The organism is Pseudonocardia wallangbongensis (genome assembly GCF_054486945.1).
On record NZ_JBRERS010000003.1, the window covers coordinates 488,173 to 507,705 of the forward strand.

At 74.4% G+C, this 19,533-nt stretch carries 14 protein-coding genes; 7 read left to right on the forward strand and 7 right to left on the reverse strand.

Annotated elements, in window-relative coordinates; genetic code table 11:
* Nucleotides 1–156: 156 nt before the first annotated feature.
* Genes ACU436_RS13650 through ACU436_RS13660 form a run of 3 tightly spaced genes read left to right on the forward strand, consistent with a single transcriptional unit; the run spans nucleotide 157 to nucleotide 3,379 of the window.
* Nucleotides 157–1,332 (forward strand): ABC transporter substrate-binding protein, encoded by a 1,176-nt coding sequence (locus ACU436_RS13650; protein WP_459025126.1) that lies wholly within the window; start codon nucleotides 157–159, stop codon nucleotides 1,330–1,332.
* A gap of 44 nt (nucleotides 1,333–1,376) precedes the next feature.
* Nucleotides 1,377–2,360, forward strand: a complete 984-nt coding sequence (locus ACU436_RS13655) for a FecCD family ABC transporter permease (RefSeq protein WP_459025128.1) — start codon at nucleotides 1,377–1,379, stop codon at nucleotides 2,358–2,360.
* A complete protein-coding gene (locus ACU436_RS13660; RefSeq protein ID WP_459025130.1) occupies nucleotides 2,357–3,379 on the forward strand; it encodes an ABC transporter ATP-binding protein in 1,023 nt (340 codons plus the stop codon). The genes ACU436_RS13655 and ACU436_RS13660 overlap by 4 nt, the downstream gene beginning before the upstream one ends.
* A gap of 96 nt (nucleotides 3,380–3,475) precedes the next feature.
* Here the strand turns inward: ACU436_RS13660 and pip are convergent, their stop codons facing one another.
* The 3 genes from pip to ACU436_RS13675 are packed head-to-tail and all read right to left on the reverse strand — an operon-like array spanning nucleotide 3,476 to nucleotide 6,298.
* Entirely contained in the window at nucleotides 3,476–4,426 is a 951-nt protein-coding gene (gene pip / locus ACU436_RS13665) for a prolyl aminopeptidase (RefSeq protein WP_459025132.1), read from the reverse strand.
* 16 nt (nucleotides 4,427–4,442) lie between these two features.
* Nucleotides 4,443–5,219, reverse strand: a complete 777-nt coding sequence (locus ACU436_RS13670; protein WP_459025134.1) for a class I SAM-dependent methyltransferase — start codon at nucleotides 5,217–5,219, stop codon at nucleotides 4,443–4,445.
* A gap of 41 nt (nucleotides 5,220–5,260) precedes the next feature.
* Nucleotides 5,261–6,298 carry a DNA polymerase IV gene (locus tag ACU436_RS13675; protein WP_459025136.1) on the reverse strand — a complete coding sequence of 346 codons (1,038 nt, stop codon included), beginning with the start codon at nucleotides 6,296–6,298 and terminating at the stop codon, nucleotides 5,261–5,263.
* A gap of 95 nt (nucleotides 6,299–6,393) precedes the next feature.
* Here ACU436_RS13675 and ACU436_RS13680 point away from each other — a divergent pair, with 95 nt between their 5' ends.
* Nucleotides 6,394–8,076, forward strand: coding sequence for a S8 family serine peptidase (locus ACU436_RS13680; protein WP_459025138.1), 1,683 nt, complete (start codon nucleotides 6,394–6,396; stop codon nucleotides 8,074–8,076).
* 131 nt (nucleotides 8,077–8,207) lie between these two features.
* Here ACU436_RS13680 and ACU436_RS13685 read toward each other — a convergent pair whose 3' ends face one another.
* Both ACU436_RS13685 and ACU436_RS13690 read right to left on the reverse strand, forming a co-directional pair.
* A complete protein-coding gene (locus ACU436_RS13685) occupies nucleotides 8,208–9,665 on the reverse strand; it encodes a GDSL-type esterase/lipase family protein (protein WP_459025140.1) in 1,458 nt (485 codons plus the stop codon).
* Nucleotides 9,666–9,844: 179 nt separating this feature from the next.
* Entirely contained in the window at nucleotides 9,845–12,019 is a 2,175-nt protein-coding gene (locus ACU436_RS13690; protein ID WP_459025142.1) for a SpoIIE family protein phosphatase, read from the reverse strand.
* 230 nt (nucleotides 12,020–12,249) lie between these two features.
* Here ACU436_RS13690 and ACU436_RS13695 point away from each other — a divergent pair, with 230 nt between their 5' ends.
* On the forward strand, nucleotides 12,250–16,764 hold the full coding sequence (locus ACU436_RS13695) for a HAMP domain-containing protein (protein WP_459025144.1): 4,515 nt from the start codon (nucleotides 12,250–12,252) through the stop codon (nucleotides 16,762–16,764).
* Nucleotides 16,761–17,303 carry a response regulator gene (locus ACU436_RS13700; RefSeq protein ID WP_459025145.1) on the forward strand — a complete coding sequence of 181 codons (543 nt, stop codon included), beginning with the start codon at nucleotides 16,761–16,763 and terminating at the stop codon, nucleotides 17,301–17,303. Before ACU436_RS13695 ends, ACU436_RS13700 begins: the two co-directional genes overlap by 4 nt.
* 101 nt (nucleotides 17,304–17,404) lie before the next feature.
* Here the strand turns inward: ACU436_RS13700 and ACU436_RS13705 are convergent, their stop codons facing one another.
* Together ACU436_RS13705 and ACU436_RS13710 are read right to left on the reverse strand one after the other, a co-directional pair.
* Nucleotides 17,405–17,581, reverse strand: a complete 177-nt coding sequence (locus tag ACU436_RS13705; protein ID WP_459025147.1) for a CsbD family protein — start codon at nucleotides 17,579–17,581, stop codon at nucleotides 17,405–17,407.
* A gap of 83 nt (nucleotides 17,582–17,664) precedes the next feature.
* The gene (locus tag ACU436_RS13710; RefSeq protein ID WP_459025149.1) at nucleotides 17,665–18,693 is read right to left on the reverse strand and encodes an AbrB family transcriptional regulator; all 1,029 of its coding nucleotides are present in this window, start codon (nucleotides 18,691–18,693) and stop codon (nucleotides 17,665–17,667) included.
* 344 nt (nucleotides 18,694–19,037) lie between these two features.
* Here ACU436_RS13710 and ACU436_RS13715 point away from each other — a divergent pair, with 344 nt between their 5' ends.
* On the forward strand, nucleotides 19,038–19,445 hold the full coding sequence (locus ACU436_RS13715; RefSeq protein WP_459025151.1) for an STAS domain-containing protein: 408 nt from the start codon (nucleotides 19,038–19,040) through the stop codon (nucleotides 19,443–19,445).
* Nucleotides 19,446–19,533: the final 88 nt, after the last annotated feature.

Below are 19,533 nucleotides of genomic sequence, written 5' to 3' on the forward strand. Positions count from 1 at the left end.
GATCCGCGGCACCGCCCTTCGCGGGGCCCCACAGCGCATCTCGGAGCGATCACTGGCGCATGATCGGTCCGAGATGCCTGCACGCGCCCTCGCGAGGGTGCTGAGGCAGATCTGGGAACGATCATCGTGCTGCCCAGCCCGTTCGTGAGGAGAGCCGTGACCAGCCCCCGCCGCGCCTCCGGGTGGTCGCTGCTGGCCCTGCTGGCCCTGCTGGTTGCTGCTTGCGGCGCACCGGCGGCCGCCCCGCCCGGCCGGTCCGCGGACTGCCCGCCGGGCGCGGGGTCGGTGCCGGCGCCGGTGGACCTGCGCTACGCCACGAACGTCTCGGTGCGCGAGGCCGACGGCTACCGGGTGCTGACGATCGCCCGGCCGTTCCCGGGAGGTGCGCCCGAGTCGACCGTGCTGGTGCCCTGCGGCGCACCCGCGCCGGCGCTGCCGCCGGAGCTGGCCGGCGCGCCGGTGGTCGAGGTGCCTGTGCGCAGCGTCTACGCCGCGTCGACCACCCAGCTGCCGATGATCGTCGCCGTCGGTGCCCTCGACGCCCTCACCGGCGTCGGGACGCCCGGTTTCGTCTCCGGGCCCGAGGTGCGTGCCCGCATCGACGCCGGCCGCGTGGCCGGGTTCGCCACCGGCGGGCAGGTCGACGTCGAGCGGGTGGTGGCGGCCGCGCCGGACGTGCTGCTCAGCGAGGGCACCGACGACCCCGCGTTCCCGACGCTGCGGGAGGCGGGGATCCCGGTGCTCGGCTGGGCGGAGTACCTGGAGAGCGGCCCGCTCGCGCAGGCCGAGTGGATCAAGGTGATGGGCGTGCTGACCGGTCGGGAGGCCGAGGCCGAGCGGGTGTTCACGGCCATCGAAGCGCGTTACCGGGAGCTGGCGGCGCTCGCGGCGGGCGGGCCGCCGGTGCCGGTGCTGGCCGGGCAGGTCTACGAGGGCGGCTGGCGGGTGCCGACCGGCGGGAGCACCGCCGGTGCGCTCCTGCGCGACGCGGGCGCCACGTGGTCGCAGGCGGGCAACCCGGCGTCCGGCGGCATCCCGGAGGACTTCGAGACCGTCTACACGGCCGACGGCGCGGCCCCGGTCTGGATCGCCGACGGGCCCTGGCCGACGCTCGCCGACGTCACCGCGGCCGACCCGCGCTACGCCGCGCTCGCGGCGGTCCGCACCGGTCAGGTGTGGAACCGGGACCGGCGGATCGGCCCGACCGGGGGCAACGAGCTGCACGAGCGCGGCGTGACCCACCCCGACGAGCAGCTCGCCGACCTGGTCGCCGTACTGCACCCGGACCTGCTGCCCGGGCACGAGCTCACCTACCTGCGGCGGGTGTCGTGACGCGCCGCCACAGGCTCCTCGCCACGACGGGTGCCGTCACGGTTGTGCTTTTCGTGCTGGCCGTGGCGCTCGGCCCGGTGAGCGTCCCGCCGGCCGACACGCTGCGGGTGCTCACCGGCGCCGCGCCGTCGGACCCGCGGTGGAGCGTGCTGATCGGCACGGTCCGGCTCCCGCGGGCGTTCACGGCCGCGCTGGTCGGCGCCGCGCTCGGTGTGGCGGGCGCGCTCGTGCAGACGCTCTTCCGCAACCCGCTCGCCGACCCGTACGTCCTGGGCGTGAGCTCCGGCGCCGGGCTGGGGGTGGCGCTGTCACTCGCCGCGGTCGGCGGCGCGACCTTCACCGAAGGCCTCGCGGGCGTCGGCGCGCTGGGCGCCGTGGGTGCGGCGGCGGTGGGCGCCGCGGCCGTGCTGGGGCTGGTGCTCCTGCTGGCGCGCTGGGTGCGCTCGGTGGTGACGCTCCTGGTGGTCGGGGTGATGGTGGGCGCCGCGACCACCGCGGTCGTCGGGCTCGTGCTCGCCTGGAGCGACCCGCGGATCGCCCAGCAGTTCCTGGTGTGGGGGCTCGGCAGCGTCGACGGCACGAGCCGGGCCGACCTCGCCGTGCTCGCACCCGTCGTGGCCGCGGGCCTCGCGGTGGCCGCGCTCTCGGTCAAGCCGCTGAACGCGCTCCTGCTCGGCGAGGCGCACGCCCGCAGCGTCGGCGTGCCGGTCCGGCGGCTGCGCGCCGCCGTCGTGCTCGCGGTCGCGCTCCTGGGCGGCGGGGTCACCGCGTTCTGCGGCCCGATCGCGTTCGTCGGGATCGCGGTGCCGCACCTCGCCCGGGTGCTCGTCGACACCTCCGACCACCGGGTGCTGCTCCCGGTCACCGCGCTCGTCGGGGCCGCGGTGGTGCTGGCCTGCGTGCTGGCGGGCCATCCGCCCGGCACCGAGGTCGTGGTGCCGCTGAACGTCGTGACGTCGCTGGTCGGTGCGCCGGTCGTGATCGCGCTGCTGCTGCGGAGCAGGCGGTTCGCCGTCGCGGTCTCGTGATCGTTCTCGACGGGCTGTCGGCCGGCCACCGGGCGGGGCGGCGGCGACCGCCGCGCACCGTGCTCGCCCGGGTCGACGCCCGGGCCGCGGCCGGCGAGCTGACCGTGCTGGTCGGGCCGAACGGCACCGGGAAGTCCACCCTGCTGCACACCGTCGCCGGCCTCCTGCCACCGCTCGCCGGCACGGTCCGGCTGGACGGCACCGACCTCGCCGCGCTGCCACCCGCGGAGCGCGCCCGCCGGCTCGCCGTGGTGCTCACCGAGCGCGTCGAACCCGGGTTGCTGTCCGTGCAGGAGCTGGTCGCGCTCGGCCGCCACCCGCACACCGGCCCGACCGGTGCGTTGCGCGACACCGACCGGAAGGTGGTGGCCGCGGCCGTCGACGCGGCCGGGGCCGGGCACCTCGCCGGCCGGCGGGTGGCGGAGCTGTCCGACGGCGAGCGGCAGCGCGTCCTCGTGGCCCGCGCGCTCGCCCAGGAGCCCGCCGTGCTGCTCCTCGACGAGCCGACCGCGTTCCTGGACGTGTCCGCCCGCGTCGGGCTGCTCGGTGTCCTGCGGCGGCTCGCGCGCGAGGACGGGCTGTGCGTGGTGGTGTCCACCCACGACCTCGAGCCCGCCCTGCGCGTCGCCGACCGGGTGTGGCTGCTCGACCGGGCCGGCGGGTTGCGCACCGGGCCGCCCGAGGCGCTCGTGGCGGCCGGCGCGGTGGCGGAGGTGTTCGAGGCGCCGGGACTCGCCTTCGACCCGGCCGCGGGAGCGTTCACCATGCGCCCGACGGCCGGTGGACCGCCCGTGGCGGTGGTCGCGCCCGACCCGGAGGCCGCGCTCGTGGCCCGGCTGCTCACCCGGGAGGGCTGGGCCGTGGGCCGGGAGGGCGGCGCGCTGGTGTCGCGGACCGCGCCCGGCCGCTTCACCGCGGTGGACGGGGGAGGGACGGTCGAGGGGTTGGACTGGACGGAGCTGGCGGCGTGGGCGCGCAGGGCGGGCCCCGATTGCGGCAAAGCCACTTCCACGCAATGAGACTGCAGGAAATTGGCTGCGCATTCCCCGGCGGCCCCCCACCTTGCTTCGCTGCGGCGGTGGCTCCCCGGAAGTGCGTTCGGGCTGCAATGGGCCTCAGCTGCGGGCGAAGCGGTCCAGGGCGGCCAGCACGTGGGCGCGCATCGTGTCGCTTCCCGTGTGCCCCGAGTCCTCGACGATCACCAGCTCGGCGTCCGGCCACGCACCGGCGAGCTCCCAGGCGGTGCGCGGCGGGCTGCCCATGTCCAGGCGCCCGTGCACGAGGAAACCGGGGATGCCCGCGAGCCGGCCCGCGTCGCGCAGCAGGGCACCCTCCTCCAGCCAGGCGCCGTGGGAGAAGAAGTGGGCGCAGATGCGCACGAACGCCAGCTGGGCGAGCGGCGGCCGGTCGCCGTACGCGCCGGTGCGGGCGTTCGGCTCCGCCGAGATGACGGCGTCCTCCCAGGCGATCCAGTCCCGGGTGGCCTGCTCCCGGACGGCGGGGTCGGGGTGCTGCACCAGGCCCGCGTACGCCGCCACGAGGTCGCCGTCGCGCTCGGCGCGCGGCACGCCGTCGCGGAAGCGTGCCCACGCCTCCGGGTAGAAGCGCCCGACGCCGCGGTAGAGCCAGTCGATCTCCGACCGGCGGGTGGTGGTGACGCTCGGGATGACGATCTCCGAGACGCGGTGCGGGTACCGCTGCGCGTACGCCAGGATCAGCGTGGAGCCCCACGACCCGCCGTGCAGCAGCCACCGCTCGATCCCGAGGTGCTCGCGCAGCCGTTCCATGTCGGCGACGAGGTGTGCGGTGGTGTTCCCGCGCATGTCGGTGCAGGGGTCGCTCGCGTGCGGGACGCTGCGCCCGCAGCCGCGCTGGTCGAGCAGCACCACCCGGTAGCGGTGCGGGTCGAACGCGCGGCGGTGGCCCGGCGTGCACCCGGAACCGGGCCCTCCGTGCACGACGAGCGCGGGCTTGCCGTCCGGGTTGCCGCAGGTCTCCCAGTACACCTGGTTGCCGTCGCCGACGTCGAGCATCCCGTGGTCGTACGGCTCTATGGGCGGGTACACGCCCCGAACGTAGTGATCAGGCCGGGCGGGCGGCGAACAGTATGTGCGTGCCGCCGTCGCGCGCGCCGGGCTCGGCGCACGCGGCGATCTCGTGCTCGACGAACCGCCGCCAGGCCTCGCGGTCGGCGGCGAGGTGCGCGAGCGAGGCGGGTGGCCCGGCCGACGCCCAGTTGCTCGCGCTGCCGCCGGCGAGCTGCCCGCCCGCCGTGTGGACGAGCTCCGCCACTTCCGACCACCGGTACCTGCGCTCGGCGGTCTCCGGCCGTCCGTCGACCTGCCGGTCGAGGCCCGGTGGGTGGTGGCGCCACGAACCGAGCAGCGACAGCACCGACGCGACGACGACGCCGTCCGTCCCGACGACGCGCAGGAGCCCGCGCAGGGCCCCGGCCGCGCAGCCGCGCACGGCCGACAGCGGCCCCCCGTAGGCGAGCACCACGTCGAACTCGCCGTCGGCGTACCGGCTCACGTCCGGGCCGTCGAGCACCTCCCGCCGCAGCACGCTGCGCTCGGCGGGGGTGCCGCGCACCCGGCGCTCGTGGGCGGCCAGCCGGGCGGACGACGGGTCGGTGACGACGACGCGGCAGCCGCGGGCCGCGAGCTCGGTGGTGAACCGGTTGGCCCCGGCCCCGATCTCCAGCACGTGCGCGCCGCGCGGGACGAACCGGCGCAGGAACCGGCGGTGGACCTCGCGGCTCACCCAGCCGCACGCGTCGGCGTCCGGGCGGGCCGGCCCCTGCTCACCGAGCCGGTCGAAGTGCTTCCGCACCGCCCCCACCGCCGCGCTGTGATCCACGGGACCGACGATCCGTGGATCGGACTGAGGTGTCTCTCAGCTCACACCGGCCCGAACTCCGCCCGCACCCCCAGCAGGCGCACCGGGCGGCGCGAGGAGAACAGTTCGAGCACGTCGAGGGCGGCGGCGGCGAACCGGTCGGCGTCGGTGGTGGGGGCGTCGAGGGTGGCGCTGCGCGTGTAGGTCGAGAACGGTGCGAAGCGCACCTTCACCGCCACCCGCACCGCCGGGCGGCCGGCACCGTCGATCTCGGAGGCCAGGCGGCGGGCGAGCGCGGCCACCTCCGTGCGGACGTCGGCCCAGTCGGTGAGGTTCTCCTGGAAGGTCGTCTCGTGGCTGCGCGAACGCGGCACCCAGGGCGTGCCCTCCACCACCGCGCGGCCGATCCCGCGACCCAGCTGCACGTACCACGGCCCCAGCGCGGGGCCGAGGTCGGCGGCGAGCACCGCGGGGTCGGCGAGCGCCAGCTCCCGCACGGTGGTGATGCCGCGGTCGGCGAGCTTGCGCGCGGTCTTCGTGCCGATGCCCCACAGCGCCCGGGTGGGGCGGTCGAACATCACCTCGGCCCAGTTGGCGGCGGTGAGGCGGTAGACGCCACCGCCGGCCCCCGGTTTGGCGAACGAGGTGGCGAGCTTGGCCCGCAGCATGTTGTCGCCGATGCCGATCGAGCAGTGCAGCCGGGTGCGTTCGAGGACCTCGGCGCGGATCGTGCCGGCGAGGGACTCCGGGTCGTCGGTGTCGGCGCCGACGAACGCCTCGTCCCACCCCATCACCTCGACGACCACGTCCGGCTGCGCCCGCAACGTCGCCATGACGTTCTCGGAGATCCCCTCGTAGTGGGCGTTGTCGGCGGGCAGGAACACCGCCTCCGGGCAGCGCTTCGCCGCGGTGCGCAGCGGCATGCCGGACCGCACCCCGAACTCGCGCGCCTCGTAGGAGGCGGTGGCGACGACCGCCCGCTGCGTCGGATCGCCCTTGCCGCCCACGACGACCGGCCGCCCGGCCAGCTCCGGGTGGCGCAGGACCTCGACCGCGGCCAGGAACTGGTCGAGGTCGACGTGCAGCACCCAGTTGGCCACCGCACCAGTGTGCCGTGACGGCCCGACCACCCCGGATGTCCTATGGTGATCGACCGACCCCGGATCCCGGGGCTTCGGGGGAACCGGGAGGTCGCGTGAAGAGCCCTCGCCCACTGGGGTGGGCCCTCGCGGCCACCGTCGCCGTCCTCGCCACGGCGGGGGCGGCCTCCCTGGCACAGACCCCGTCCACGTCACCGGCGGTGCCGTACGCGGTCCCGGTGACGTCGGTGGCGGCGGGCCACGCCACGTTCACCGTGCTGCTCGACGGCCCGGCGGCCCGCGACGGGGTGGTCTCCGCGATCGAGGCGGCGGGCGGGCACCTGCTGCGGGAGAACACGGCCGTGAGCGCGCTGGTGGTGGACGCCCCACCGGCCGGGTTCGTGGAGCGGGTGTCCGCGATCGAGGGCGTGTTCGGCGCGACCCGCGCCCACGTGGTGGGCACGGCGCAGTCCACGCCGGCCGCGCCCGCCGCCGGGGCCGTGTCCACGGACCAGGCCGCGGCCGGACCGACGGGCCTCGACCCGCTCGACACGCGGCTGTGGGGCCTGTCCATGATCCGGGCGGACGCCGCGCGCGCCGAGCAGGCGGGCGACCGGCGGGTGCTGGTCGGCATCCTCGACACCGGCATCGACGGGAGCCAGCCCGACCTCGCCCCGAACCTCGACAAGGGGCTGTCGCGCAACTTCGTCACCGACGTCCCCACCGACCCGACCGGGGCCCGGCTCGACGGGCCCTGCGAGTTCGACGGCTGCGTCGACCCCGCCGACCACGACGGCGGCGGCCACGGCACCCACGTCGCGGGCACGGTGGCGGCGGCCGCGAACGGGTCCGGCGTGTCCGGGGTGGCCCCGAACGTCACGCTGGTGAACATCCGCGCCGGGCAGGACGCCGGCCTGTTCTTCCTCCAACCGGTCCTCGACGCCCTGACGTACGGCGCCGACATCGGCGTCGACGTGATCAACATGTCGTTCTACGTGGACCCGTGGCGCTACAACTGCATCGACAACCCGGCCGACCCGCCGGCGGCGCGGATCGAGCAGCGCACCACCGTGGAGGCGGTCGACCGCGCGCTGGAGTACGCGCACGCCAAGGGCGTCACGCTGGTCGGGTCGCTCGGCAACGAGAACGAGGACCTCGGCCACCCGCGCCAGGACACGAGCAGCCCGAACTACCCGACCGGCTCCGAGTACCCACGCCCCATCGACAACGCGACCTGCAACGACCTGCCCGTGGAGGGCCCCCACGTCATCGGGGTGTCCGCCGTGGGGCCGTCCGGGGAGAAGGCGGCCTACTCGAACTACGGCGTCGAGCAGAACTCCCTGGCCGCCCCGGGCGGCAACGGCGGCATCGGCGGGAGCCAGGACGAGATCCTCTCGACGTACCCGAAGAGCATCCTGCAGGAGGAGGGCGACGTCGACGCCGCAGGCGAGATCACCCCGCAGGGCACGGCGGGCGGGGTGCAGAAGGTCTGCGGCACCGATCCGGCCAACTGCGGCTACTACGCCTACCTGCAGGGCACGTCCATGGCCGCACCCCACGTCACCGGCGTGGCGGCGCTGGTCGTGAGCCAGCACGGCGTGCCCGACCCGCAGCACCCGGGCGGGCTCACGATGGACCCGGACGCGGTGGAACGCGCGCTCACCGGCTCGGCGCACGAGACCGCCTGCCCGGTCACCGCCCTTCCGACGGCCCCGTGCGAGGGTTCGGCGAGCTTCAACGGCTTCTACGGCAACGGCATCGTCGACGCGGTGGCGGCGCTCGGGCAGCCGGCTGGATGAGGGCTTCGGATCGCCGCCGACCTCCGCGGGCACTTCACACATCCAGCATGGACTTCGCATAAGGCCCGCCATGTGTGAAGTCGGCGTTGGATGTGTGAAGTCGGCTCGTGTCTCACATGGCGGGACAAGTCCTACCCCGACGGGGGCGGGGCGATCTGCCGCACCACCGACGAGGCCATGCGCAGCGAGCCGATCCCGGTGGGGTGGAACGGGAACGGGTCGGCCATGCCCTGCAGGTCCGGCCCGAGCCCGTCGGTGCCCTTCTCGCACAGCATGGCGAGTTGGGGGTCGGCCACGGCGAACCCGTACTTCTGGGCGCCCGCCGCGAGGACGTCGTTGAGCTGTTGGTTCCGGTCGTTCAGCAGCCCGATCTTGACGGGGTCCAGGCCGGGGTAGCCCTCGGCGCGGGTGTCGGCGCAGTCGGCGCCGGGCGGGAACGCGCCGTACGACGTCACGATGATCACCTGCGGCCGGCCGGGCAGCTCGTTGAGGTCGATCAGGAGGTCGCCGTACACGCGGTCGAACGCGGCGAGGCGGTAGTCGAACTCGCCCTGCGTGAGGCGGTCGGAGCAGTCGGGGACGCCGTAGCAGTAGCGCAGGAAGTCGATCCAGCCCACGTCGTTCGGGCCGATCGCGACGACGACGAACCGCAGGTCCTGCGCCTGCTTGAGCACGCCGACCTGGGCGGGCACCGAGCGGCCGCCCGCGTCCTGCGGCCCGCGCAGCCCGCTGGTGACGGTGGCGCTCGGGCAGGCGAGGTTCAGCACGCGCGCCGAGGTCAGGTGGCCGACCTCAGCGGCGAGCGAGTCGGTGCTGCGCTGGCAGGCCGCGTCGTCGGGGCTGCCGTCGGGGACCGGCGGGCCACCCAGCCGCGAGGCGCGCGAGTCGCCGATCACGGCGCCGTCGAACCCGGTGATCGGCGGGCCGACCGGGTCGGGGGTGAGGTGGTAGGCGCCGACGAGCTGGGCCAGCGAGGTGACGCCGCGCAGGCCCTGCAGCGACCCGGTGACCGCGAGCGTCCCCGAGACCAGCCAGGCGAGCACCGCGGTGACGAGGGCGATCATCGTCATGCGGCGGGCGGCGCGCACGCAGTAGGAGACGATCTCGTGCAGCGGCTCGTGCTCGCCGCCGTGGCGGCCCTGGCGCCGCAGCACCACCAGGGTGCGGATGCCGGCGGCGCCGCCTGCGGCCGCGAGGGTGAACGCGAGCAGGCCGAGCCCGCCCAGGACGTACCAGATGAGGAAGCCGTGGGTGACGGCCGAGATCGCGTCGTCCTGCGCCTGCGGCCCCTCGACGGGGTCGAAGACGGCGGCTGCGGCAGCGTTGCGCTGCACCGGCCCCATGGTGAGCTCGGGCCGCAGCGGGCCGTAGATGTGCATCTGGTCGATGTCGAGCGAGGTGTTGCCGACCTGCACGAGCCGGGCGGGCCCGGCGAGGGACAGGTCCGGGGGCCGGGCGCCGACGGAGATGTGCTGGCCGAAGACGTCGAGCTCCTGAGCGGGGGTGACCGCGACCGTGACCGGGATGCCGACGCACAGGCAGAACAGGACCAGCACGATCGTCGGCCACGAACGCAGCTCCCTGAGCACTGTCCGCCGGCTGCGCTGCGCGTCCAGTGCTCCACCTCCGTCGTTCACTGGGATCGGGGGCCTCGGGAGCGGATCTCGGGCCTCCTCCACTATGCGTCGGCTCGGCGGCCGAGGGTACGGCCGACCGGTCGATCCGGCGGTGGCTTCGAACGGCGGGTGTCGGTGGTACCGGTTGCCCGTCAGGGTGCTGCGCGTACCGCGAGCAACGCCACGTCGTCGTCGAGCGGCTCGGTGGAGAAGCGTTCCACCGCCTCGCGCACGGCGCCCACCACCTGCACCGCGGGACGTCCGGCGGCGCGGGCGGCCACCGTCAGCAGCCGCTCCGCCCCGAACTGCTCGCGGCCCCTGCGGCGCTCGGTGACGCCGTCGGTGTAGACGAGGAGGGTGTCACCGGGCCCGACGCGGTGGCTGGTGCACGTCAGGCGCACGGTGGGCACGAGCCCGACCGCGGTGCCGAACGTGCCGATCAGCTCCGCGGTGCCGTCCGCCCGCACGAGGACCGGCTGGACGTGCCCGGCGAGCACGAGCTCGACGTCGAGCCCGCCGCGGGACGTGCCGTGCGACCGGTCCGGGCCCCCGGTGCCGCGGTGGCGCCTGCTCACCATCGCCGCGGCGAGCGTGCAGAACTGCAACGGGTCGGCGGCCTCGATCATGACCTCGTTGAGCCGTTCGACGGCGCGCGGGAGGGAGCGGTCGCCCCGCACCAGCACCCGCAGCACGTCGCGGACCAGCCCGGTGCGGGCGGCGGCCCGCGCACCCTTGCCGCACACGTCACCGATCGACACCAGCCAGTTGGACGGGTCGACGGTGAGCACGTCGTAGAAGTCCCCGCCGACGTCGCTGCCGGAGCTCGCCGGGAGGTACTCGGCCGCGAAGTCGAGGCCGGGCACCATAGGCAGCGCCCGCGGCAGGAGCGCCTGTTGCAGCGCCTGCGAGACCGCGACGTGCGCGGCGGTGCTCTGCGCGTTGTGGATCGCCAGCGCGGCGCGGCGGGCGACGTCGCCCGCGAGCACGACGTCCTCCGGGCTGTGGGGCCGGTTCGGCGGGCGGCCGACCAGCAGGGTGCCGAGGGTGCGGCCGCGGGCCCGCAGCGGCAGCGCGATCCCGTCGGTGGGAACGGCGAACCGCACGGCCGACGAGCCGTCACGCGCCACCTCCGCGAGCCGGTTGCGCAGCTCGGCGGGCAGGCCGGGGTAGCCGTCCGGGTCGAGCACGCCGCGCAGCTCGGGCAGGGCGTCCTCGTCGGCGTGGGTGAGCGCGGCGAGGCGCATCCCGCCGGACGGCTCGACGAGGTGCACCGCGCACCAGCGACCGAGCCGCGGCACGACGACCTGCGGTACCACCGCCACCGCGAGGTCGACGTCGAGCGACTGGCCGAGCAGCTCGCTCGTCTCGGCGAGGTAGGTCATCCAGGACCGCCTGCGCTGGTCCACCGCGCGCAGCCACTGCGACTCCACCGCCATGGCCACCCGGTAGGCGATCAGCTCGGTGAGGTCGCGGGTGCGGTCCGGGTCGGTGGCGGCCCCGCCACCGATGCGGTGCGTGACCCGCAGGACCCCGCGCAGCGGCGCGGTGGTGGGCAGGCGCACCTCGACGCGGCGGTCGGAGCCGGCCCCCACCCCGGTGATGATCTCGCCGCCGGTGGAGAGCCCGGGGTCGGGGTTGCCGTCGCGGGTGACCTCGCGGGCGCCGGTGCCGTCGCCCTCGTCGACCTCCACGCTCACCGACTCGGCGTCGAGGAGCTCGCGCAGCCTCCGCACGAGCTCCGCGACGAGCTCGGCCGGCTCGAGCCGGTCGACGAGCCCCGGGGGCACGTGCAGCAGCCATCGGGCCTGCTCGGCGGTGGTCCAGACCCGCTCCGCGTCCGGCGGTGCCGCCGGGGCCGGTGCCGCCGTGGGCTGGTCCTCGCGGGCGAGGGAGAACCAGATGACGTGGCGGCCGTCGGCCTCGTGCCGGGTGCCCCACGAGGTGGCCAGCCGCTGCACGAGCGCGAGGCCGCGCCCGTGGCTCGCCGCGCGCCCGTAGCGCTGACGGGGCTGGGCGAGGTGGATCTCCAGCGGACCGGCCCCGCGGTCCGTGACGGCCACGGTGATCTCGGCTTCGGTGACGGTGAGGGCCACCTCGAACTCGGTGCCGGCGTGCAGGACCGCGTTCTCGCACAGCTCGCTGGCCAGCAGGACGACGGTGTCGACGAGGTCGACGTCGACGCCCGAACCGTCGACGACCGGGCCGTCGGCGGACGGCTCGGGAGGCTCCTCGAGCTCGCGGAAGGCCTCCTGGAGCATCCGCCGTGCTCGCCCGGCCGATCGCGGGTCCGGCGGCAGCCTTGTCCGGCGCTCGAGCAGAACGGGCACGGCGTGCAGTCTGCACCCCTCGTCCACCGGGTGCCCACTGCACCGGCCCACCGGGATGTCCGGCGGGACGGTCGACCGGTTACCGGCCCGGTGCACCGGGCCGGGGTCGGATGGGGTTCGGATCCACTAGGGTCGAGGGCTGCGGCGGCCGCGCCGGTGCTCCGGCCCCTCGTGGATACGGCGCGCGCCTGTTCCAGGTCGCCGGACCGAGCAGTGGAGGAACGGCCGAGATGACCACCACCCCGCGCCAGAGCATCGAGCCGACGGGCGCCGACCCGTCCGCGCGTGCACAGGCGCCGGTACCGGAGACGGTCCACGAGTCGGCGCTCCTGCAGGAGCTCGCCGAGGTCCTGCACCAGGTGCGGCGCGGACGGTTCGACGTCCGGATGCCGCGGCGGGCCGGTTCCCCCGGTGAGCTGGTCGACCAGGTCAACGACCTCGTGGCGCTCCTGGAACGCCGCAACCGCGACATCCTGCGGATCAGCCGGACGGTCGGCCGGGAGGGCCGGATGTCCGAGCGGCTGAACGAGGAGGCGTACGACGGCGCCTGGGCCCACGGCGTGCAGGCGGTCAACGCGCTGATCGACGACCTCGTGACGCCCACCGCCGAGATCGCCCGCGTGATCGAGGCGGTCGCGGAGGGCGACCTGTCCCAGCACATGACCCTCGAGATCGAGGGCAGGCCGCTGCGGGGCGAGTTCCGCCGGATCGGCCGCACCGTGAACACGATGGTCGACCAGCTGTCCTCGTTCGCGGACGAGGTCACGCGCGTGGCGCAGGAGGTGGGCACCGAGGGCATGCTCGGCGGGCAGGCCGACGTCCGCGGGGTCGCGGGCACCTGGCGCGCGCTCACCGACTCGGTGAACACGATGGCGAGCAACCTGACCAACCAGGTGCGCTCGATCTCCACGGCGGCCACGGCGATCGCCCAGGGCGACCTGTCCCGCAAGATCACGGTGAGCGCCCGGGGTGAGGTGGCCGAGCTCGCCGAGACCATCAACTCGCTGACCGACACGCTGCGCCTGTTCGCCGACGAGGTCACCCGGGTCGCGGTGGAGGTGGGCACGGACGGGCGACTCGGTGGGCAGGCCGCCGTGCCGAACGTCGCCGGCACGTGGAAGAACCTCACCGACGCGGTGAACCTGATGGCGGCCAACCTCACCGACCAGGTGCGCGGGATCGCGTCGGTTGCCACGGCGGTGGCGCAGGGCGACCTCTCGCAGAAGATCACGGTGGACGCGCGGGGCGAGATCCTGGAGCTGAAGTCGACGGTCAACACGATGGTGGACCAGCTGTCGAGCTTCGCGGACGAGGTCACGCGTGTGGCGCGCGAGGTCGGTATCGAGGGCAAGCTCGGCGGGCAGGCCGCGGTGCCCAACGTGTCGGGCACGTGGCGCCATCTCACCGAGAACGTGAACGAGCTGGCGGGCAACCTGACGGCGCAGGTGCGCAACATCGCGCAGGTCACCACGGCGGTGGCGCGCGGCGACCTGTCGCAGAAGATCACGGTGGACGCCCGCGGCGAGATCCTGGAGCTGAAGTCGACGGTCAACACGATGGTCGATCAGCTGTCCAGCTTCGCGGACGAGGTCACGCGCGTGGCGCGCGAGGTGGGCACCGAGGGCAAGCTGGGTGGCCAGGCCACGGTGGGCGGGGTCGCGGGCACGTGGCGCGACCTCACCGACAACGTCAACTACATGGCGTCGAACCTGACCGGGCAGGTGCGCAACATCGCGCAGGTCACCACGGCGGTGGCGGGCGGTGACCTGAGCCAGAAGATCACCGTGGACGCGCGGGGCGAGATCCTGGAGCTCAAGTCGACGGTCAACACGATGGTCGATCAGCTGTCCAGCTTCGCGGACGAGGTCACGCGCGTGGCGCGCGAGGTGGGCACCGAGGGCAAGCTCGGCGGGCAGGCGGAGGTGAAGGGCGTCGCGGGCACGTGGCGCGACCTCACGGAGAACGTGAACCAGCTGGCGGGCAACCTCACCGCGCAGGTGCGCAACATCGCCCAGGTCACCACGGCGGTGGCGCAGGGCGACCTGTCGCAGAAGATCACGGTCGATGCGCGCGGCGAGATCCTGGAGCTCAAGTCGACCGTCAACACGATGGTCGATCAGCTGTCCAGCTTCGCGGACGAGGTCACGCGCGTGGCGCGCGAGGTGGGCACCGAGGGCAAGCTCGGTGGCCAGGCCACGGTGAAGGGCGTCGCGGGCACGTGGCGCGACCTCACGGAGAACGTGAACCAGCTGGCGGGCAACCTCACCGCGCAGGTGCGCAACATCGCCCAGGTCACCACGGCGGTGGCCCGCGGCGACCTGAGCCAGAAGATCACCGTGGACGCCCGCGGCGAGATCCTCGACCTCAAGCTGACCGTCAACACGATGGTCGACCAGCTGTCGTCGTTCGCCGACGAGGTCTCGCGCGTGGCCCGCGACGTGGGCACGGAGGGCAAGCTCGGCGTGCTGGCCCAGGTGCGCGGCGTCTCGGGCACCTGGCGCGACCTCACGGAGAACGTGAACCAGCTGGCGGCCACCCTCACCACGCAGCTGCGGGCGATCTCGGCCGTGTCCACCTCGGTGGCGAGCGGCGACCTGACCCAGCAGATCACGGTGGCGGCCCGCGGCGAGGTCGCGGACCTCAAGGACACGATCAACCAGATGATCGCCACCCTGCGCGAGACCACCCAGCAGAACGCCGAGCAGGGCTGGCTCGACTCGAACCTCGTGCGGATCGGCGGGCTCCTCCAGGGGCAGCGCGACCTGAACGAGGTCTGCCAGATGATCATGAACGAGGTCGCGCCGTTGGTGAACGGCCAGGTGGGTGCGGTCTTCCTGGCAGCGGAGCCCTCGATCATCTCCGGCGGCGACCCGGACCGCTGGGTCATGACCGGCGGCTACGCGATGACGGCCGGGGAACCGCCGCTGTCGTTCGGGCCGGGGGAGGGGCTCGTCGGGCAGGCGGCCGCCACCCGCCGGATCGTGCTGGTCGAGGACGTGCCGCAGGGCTACCTGCCGATCCGCTCGGCCGTCGGTGCCGCGTCACCCCGCGCGGTGGTGGTGCTCCCGGTGCAGTTCGAGGGCGAGTGCCTCGGGGTGATCGAGCTCGGGTCGGTCACCCCGTTCTCGCCGCTGCACCTGACGTTCCTGGAACGCCTCGTCGTCACGATCGGCGTCGCGATCACCACGATCCGGGCGAACCGGCGCACCGAGGAGCTGCTGTCGCAGTCCCAGGTCCTCGCCATGGAGCTGCAGGACCAGTCGGCCGAGCTGCAGCGGGCCAACGCCGAGCTGGAGGAGAAGGCCGAACAGCTGTCCCAGCAGAACCGCAACGTCGAGATCAAGAACATGGAGATCGACACGGCGCGGCGCGGCGTGGAGGAGAAGGCGCAGCAGCTGGCGCTCGCGAGCCAGTACAAGTCGGAGTTCCTGGCGAACATGAGCCACGAGCTGCGCACACCGCTCAACTCGTTGCTGCTGCTCGCCCGGCTGCTCGCCGACAACCCGAACCACAACCTCACCGAGAAGCAGATCGAGTTCGCCGCCACGATCCACAGCGCGGGCTCGGACCTGTTGCGGCTGATCGACGACATCCTGGACCTTTCGAAGATCGAGGCGGGCCGGGTGGACGTCGATCCGGCGCCGGTGGACCTCGGCCGGGTGCGTTCGTCGGTCGAGCAGGCGTTCCGCCCGCAGGCCGAGGAGAAGGGCCTCGAGCTGCGGGTCGACGCCTCCGACGACCTGCCCGCGGCCATCACGACCGACGAGCAGCGGCTCCAGCAGGTCCTGCGCAACCTGCTCGCCAACGCCGTGAAGTTCACCGACTCCGGGCACGTCAGCTTCAGCGTCTCGGCCGTGCCGTCGGGCACCTTGCACGGTGTCCCCGCACTGGACTCGGCCCGCACCGTGATCGCCTTCGGTGTCGGTGACACGGGCATCGGGATCCCGGGCGAGAAGCTGGAGATGATCTTCGAGGCGTTCCAGCAGGCCGACGGCACCACGAGCCGCAAGTACGGTGGCACCGGGTTGGGACTGTCGATCTCCAAGGAGCTGGCGGCGATGCTCGGCGGGAAGATCGAGGTCACCTCGCAGCCCGGTGAGGGGTCGGTGTTCACGCTCCTGCTGCCCGACGAGCTGCCGCCGGTCACGGCTGCGGCCGCCCGGATGACCCCGCGGCCCCCGATCCCGGCGCTCGCTCTTCCGGAACCGACCCGGGAACCGCCGCGCCCGGCCGCGTCCCCGAACCCGATCCTGCGCACGGGCCCCGGCGGGCCGGCCGGGGTGCGCCCCGCGCCGGAGCTGGCCGGTGTCACCGTCCTGATCGTCGACGACGACGTCCGGAACGTGTTCGCGCTCACCAGCGCGCTCGAGCTGCACGGGCTCACGGTGATCTACGCCGACAACGGCACGGAGGGAATCCGCCTCCTCACCGAGCACCCCGAGGTCGACGTGGTGCTGATGGACGCGATGATGCCCGACCTCGACGGCAACGAGAGCACGCGGCGCATCCGCAAGCTCCCGCAGGGCCGCGATCTGCCGATCGTGTTCCTCACGGCCAAGGCGATGCCGGGCGACCGGGAGTCGAGCCTCGCGGCGGGCGCCACCGACTACGTCACGAAACCGGTGGACCTCGACGAGCTGCTCGCGCTGATGGCGTCGTGGGTCATCCCGCGCCGCGGCCGGGCGAGCACCGCCGGCGTGGGCGGGCTGAGCACCGGGATCGGGGCAACCGGTGGTGGACGGTGATCCGCCAGACCGCGCGCGTGCTCGCGGTCGACGACCGCCGGGAGAACCTGCTGGCGCTGCAGGCCATCCTCGAGGGGCTGCCGATCGAGCTGGTGGCCGTCACGAGCGGTGAGGACGCCCTGAAGCGGCTGCTCGTCGAGGACTACGCCGTGATCCTGCTCGACGCGCACATGCCGGGGATGGACGGCTTCGAGACCGCGGGGCACGTCAAGCAGCGCGAGCGCACCCGCCACATCCCGATCCTGTTCCTCACGGCCGTCGACTACGACCCGCACCTCGCGTTCCGCGGCTACCAGGCCGGGGCCGTCGACTACATCACCAAGCCCTTCGACCCGTGGGTGTTGCGCTCGAAGGTTGCCGTGTTCGTCGACCTCTGGGCCACCCACACCCAGCTCGCGGACCGGGCCGGGGAGGTCGTGGTGCTGCGCGGCGCGATCGACGAGGCGGTGCAGCTGATGGAGAGCGGCGACCCGGCCGACGTCGCGCGGGCCCGCGCCCGGCTGGCCGCCGTCCGCGGAGCGCGCCTGGGAACGGGCTGACCGGCGCGTTCGCTCGCACCTGGTGTCAGAGTGCCGTTCGCTCCGCCGGCTGGGATGGGCCCCGGCCGGTCGGGGGTCGGCCGGGGCCCGGGGCGGGGTGGTCAGCGCCGGAAGGCGTCCTTGACCTTGTCACCCGCCTGCTTCAGGTTGCCCTTCGTCTTGTCGAGTTGGCCCTGCGCCTCGAGCTCCTCGTCGTCGGTGGCGCGGCCGACCGCCTCCTTGGCCTTGCCCCCGAGCTCCTCGAGCTTGTGATCCACCTTCTTCTCGTGGCGGCCCATCGGGTCCTCCGATCTCTCGCTCCGGGCGCCGGTTACCCGGCACACCTCGCCGCACTCGTCAATTCCGCCGAACGGGTGATGTCTCATGGGTCGGGGCGGCCGGCGAGCCGGGCGATGGCGGGCGTCACCAGCAGCATCATGATCACGCGCAGCACCTGCACCGCCATGACGAAGGTGACGTCCGTGCCGGCCGAGACCGCCGTGGCCAGCACGGCGTAGACGCCGCCCGGGGTGGTGGCGAGGTAGCCGTCCAGCGCGCTGGTGCCGGTGACGGCGGACAGCACGAGGCCCAGGCCCGCGCAGGCGACGATCACGCCCACGACGAGTGCGGTGGCCGGGACGAGCGCGCCGAGCACCGCGCGCAGGCTCTCCCGGGTGAAGCGGGCCCCGGCCTGCCACCCGATCACCGCGTACGCGAGCTCGACCAGCACCTCGGGCGGCGTGGCGCCGAACGACCAGCCGGCGAGGTTCACGACGATGGCCAGGGTCATCGGGCCGAGCAGCGCCGCGGCCGGCACCCGGGCGACCCGCGCCAGCACCGTGCCGGCCACCGCGCAGACGACGAGGTGCGCGACGTCGACGACGAGGGACGCGGGCCCGTTCGTCTCGGGGGCGGAGCCGCCCGCGGCCGCGCCGAAGCCCACCGCCGCCACCACCGGCATCGTGGCCGTGACCATCCCCACGCGCAGGTACTGGACGACCGCGACGGTGCGGTCGTCGCCGCCGAGCTCGCGGCTCACCGCCACCAGTCCCGACGCTCCGCCCGCGGTGAGGGCCAGCATCCCGGTGAGCGGCGAGACGCCGCGCCGCAGCCCCAGGAGCAGCCCCGCGGCCATGCTGACCGCGAGCGTCGCGAGGCAGACGAGCAGCACCGGCACCCACTGGCCGGCCAGGCCGGCGAGCGTGCCGGGCTGCGCGAGCACGCCGATGACCACGCCGATGACGGCCTGCGCCGACCCGCTCACCGGCCGCGGGACCGGTACCGGCATCCCGCCGAGCGCGAGGGCGGTGGCGACCAGCAAGCCGGCGAAGAGCGCCGGGGACGGCACACCGAGCGTCGCCATCGCAGCGGTTCCGCCGACGGTGAGCACGATCAGGAGCGTCCAGCGCACCCCGGCCCGAGTTCTCCACGACCTCATGTCGTCCGTGATCCCATTGCCCTCGATTCTCGCCGTACGGCTCGCCGTGTGCGTCCGGGACCCTCGATGCAGGAGCGGCCTCGTCCCGATCGGGAGGCGGCGCCCACCGGGCTCGCCGGGCGTCCGCTGGACGACGGCGCCGGCGCCTGCTGCGTGCGTTACCGGCTCCGCAGGCGCCTGACCTCCGCCTCGTCCAAGATCGACCCGTCCGGGTGTGACCCACTTGCGCGCCGGTTGGCCGGGGAGCAGTCTGGACCGGCGGGGCGGCGCCCACGTGACCGGCCGGCCCCGGAGGTCCAGCACGAGAGCGGGACGGGATGAACCACGGATCCGAGCAGGTCGGGCCGGTCGAGCGCACGCAGACCGCCCCGCGCCCGGACCTGCTGCGGATCGAGACGGCCGAGTCGCGGCCGGGGGTGGTCGTGCTGTCGCCCCGCGGCGAGATCGACGTGTCGAACGCCGAGGTGCTGCGCGACGCGGCCGCCGCCGCCGTCGCGATGACGCCGCGCTGCCTCCTGGTGGACCTGTCCGGCCTGACCTTCTGCGGGTCCACGGGGCTGGTCGTGCTCATGGGCGCGTGCCGCCGCGCCGAGGCGGCCGGGGTGCGGTTCGCCACCGCCGGCGGGCCGGCGATCGTGCGGCGGGTACTCGAGATCACCCAGCTCGGGCCGGTGCTGCGCCACCGCGAGTCGCTCACCGTGGCGCTGCAGGACCTGGACGCCTAGGAGCGCCGGTGGGCCTCCGGTGGCGCCGCGCATCGTGCGGGGCCGCTCCTCCTGGACGCCGCCCGCTACGGCCGGAGATTCAGGATCC